The sequence below is a fragment of the Actinosynnema sp. NPDC023658 genome (assembly GCF_040639995.1).
Lineage (GTDB): Bacteria > Actinomycetota > Actinomycetes > Mycobacteriales > Pseudonocardiaceae > Actinosynnema.
Window position 1 is genome coordinate 1 of record NZ_JBFAAX010000754.1, and the last position, 2,762, is coordinate 2,762.

2 protein-coding genes are annotated in these 2,762 nt (G+C 72.0%); both read right to left on the reverse strand.

The window, feature by feature from the left end; genetic code table 11:
• Window positions 1–1,043: SWIM zinc finger family protein (locus AB0G02_RS34265; protein WP_360802755.1), on the reverse strand; the 1,043-nt coding region annotated here is incomplete at its 3' end.
• The coding region (locus AB0G02_RS34270; RefSeq protein ID WP_360802758.1) for a DEAD/DEAH box helicase at window positions 1,040–2,762 on the reverse strand (1,723 nt) is incomplete at its 5' end. The genes AB0G02_RS34270 and AB0G02_RS34265, both read right to left, overlap by 4 nt.

Genomic DNA, 2,762 nt, shown 5'->3' on the forward strand with positions numbered 1-2,762 from the left:
CACCACGTGCCGTCGGCGGCGCGGTAGGGGTACCAGCGGCCGTCCGGGCCGTAGCGCAGTTGTCGGTCATGGACGGTCCACCGGTTGCGCCACACGGTCGGTTCGGGCAGGTCGCCACCCGCCCAGGCGGCACGGGCACGGGCGACGTCGGCACGACCCGGCGTCCAGGGCTGTTCCAGGACGTCCAGAGCGGTGGGGCCGCCCTGACGCCAAGCCCGCACGGCACGGGCGTCGACGTCGAGCCGATCGCGCAGCGCGGGGTGGGTGGCGGCCATGCGGATGCGATCACGGCGGTCGTCGGTCACCGGCCACCGCCCCGTGGCCAGCACCTCGCGGGCCTTGGCGGCGGCGTCCGCGACGAGCAGTCGCAACACCTCCACGTCCAGGCCCGCCACGGGTTCGAAGTCGGGCAACGGGCCCAGCTCGCCGGGCGGCGGGTCGTCGGGCAGCCCACGCGGCGGACGGGCGAAAGCGACGGTGGCCGGGACACCGGCGGTCGGGCGGGCACCGGCGACCACCTCGTCCTGGTCACGTCCACGCAGGAGCAGCAACACCCACGGGTCGGCGTCGAGCAACCACGACGCCTGGTGGCACAGCGCTGCGGCGTGCCGACACGGCAGCTCCCAACCGGGACAGGTGCACTCGGGGTCGAGGTCACCGATACCGGGCAGCAGCGACACCCCGGCGTCGGCGGCCGCGTCGGCCAGCTCCCGGGGCATCTCCCGGTCCAACAACGCTGCCAGGTGCCCGGCCTTCGCCGCGATCTGACCGAGGAACCGAGCCCACTCGGCGTCGGTGAGCTCGGTGAGGCGCACGACCGTCCGGTAGGTGTCCTCACTGTCGTAGACGGTGGCGTCGAGACGCCCCGGGCTGACGGTGATGGTGCCGACCAACCCGGCGTGGGCGTACTTGCGGCCCTGCCGCAGCGGCGCCTGGTCCAGCGAGGTGTCCTCCAACGCCTGCAACCACGCCTTGCCCCACCACGAACGGGCACGGCGCACACCCCTGCCGAACGCCGGGAAGCCCTTCACGCGGTCGCTCATGCGCCGCTCCGCAGCTCGACCAGGTTGCCCAGCTCCTCATCGGACAGTTCGGTGAACGCCGCGTCACCACGCGCCAGCACGGCATCGGCCAGGTCCCGCTTGGCCCGCAGCATCTCCGCGATCCGGTCCTCGATCGTGCCCTCCGCGATGAGCCGGTGCACCTGCACCGGCCGGGTCTGACCGATGCGATGCGCGCGGTCCGTGGCCTGGTCCTCCACCGCCGGGTTCCACCACCGGTCGTAGTGCACGACGTGATCGGCGCGAGTCAGGTTGAGACCCGTGCCCGCGGCCTTCAACGACAACAGGAACACCGGGCAGTCCCCGTCCTGGAAGCGACGCACCATGTCCTCACGAACCGCGACGGGCGTGCCGCCGTGCAACAACTGGCAGGCCACACCCCGATCCGCGAGGTGACGCTCGATCAACCGCGCCATCGCGACGTACTGGGTGAACACCAGCACCGCCCCGCCCTCGGCCAGGATCGTGCCCAGCAGCTCGTCCAGCAGCTCCAACTTCCCCGAACGGCCCGCCAGCACGGGCCGCGACTCCTTGAGGTACTGCGCGGGGTGGTTGCACACCTGCTTGAGCCCGGTCAGGAGCTTGACGATCCGGCCACGACGGGCGATGCCGTCCGCCTCGCGGACCTCCGCCATCAACTCCCGCACGACCGCCTCGTACAACGCCGCCTGCTCCCGCGTGAGCGCGACCGGCTGGTCGGTCTCCGTCTTGGGCGGCAACTCCGGCGCGATACCCGGATCCGACTTGCGCCGGCGCAGCAGGAACGGCCGCACCAGCCGCGCGAACCGCTGCGCCGCCCCGGGATCGCGATCGCCCTCGATCGGACCGGCCCAACGCGCCCTGAACTGCGCCATCGTCCCCAGCAGACCCGGCGTCGTCCAGTCGAGGATCGCCCACAACTCCGACAACGCGTTCTCCACCGGCGTGCCGGTGAGGGCGACACGCGCACGGGCGGGAACGCGGCGCAACGCCCTGGCCGTCCCCGACGCGGGATTCTTGACGTGCTGCGCCTCGTCGGCCACGACCAAACCCCAGTCGACCTCCGCGAGCCGATCCGCGTCCAAGCGCATCGTGCCGTACGTGGTGAGCACGAAACCCTCGTGCGCCACCTCCCGGCGCGGCCCGTGGAAGCGCCGGACGGGCACACCCGGCGCGAAGCGCTCGATCTCCCGCTGCCAGTTGCCCATCAACGACGCCGGGCACACCACGAGCGTCGGACCGTCGTCACGGTGCAGGTGCAACGCGATCAGCGTGATCGTCTTGCCCAGACCCATGTCATCGGCCAGGCACGCCCCCAACCCCAGCGACGTCATCCGGTCCAACCACCGCAACCCGTGCAGCTGGTAGTCCCGCAACGTCGCACGCAACGCGGCCGGCTGCACGACCGGCTCGTCATCGAGGACCGCCAACCGCGACCGCAGCTCGTCCAACCACCCCGTAGCCGCCACCCCGACCGGCACACCGTCGACCTCGACCTCACCGGTCAGGGCCGCGCCCAACGCCTCGATCGCACTCACCGGCTTGAGCGCGCGCTCCCGGGCACGACGCGCCAACTCCGGGTCGACCAACGTCCAGCGGTCACGCAACCGCACGACAGGCCGGGTCGCCTCCGCGAGCACGTCCAACTCCTCGGCGGTCAACGGATCCCCGCCCAACGCCACCTGCCAGTCCACCGACGTCAACTGGTCCGGACCGAAGAAC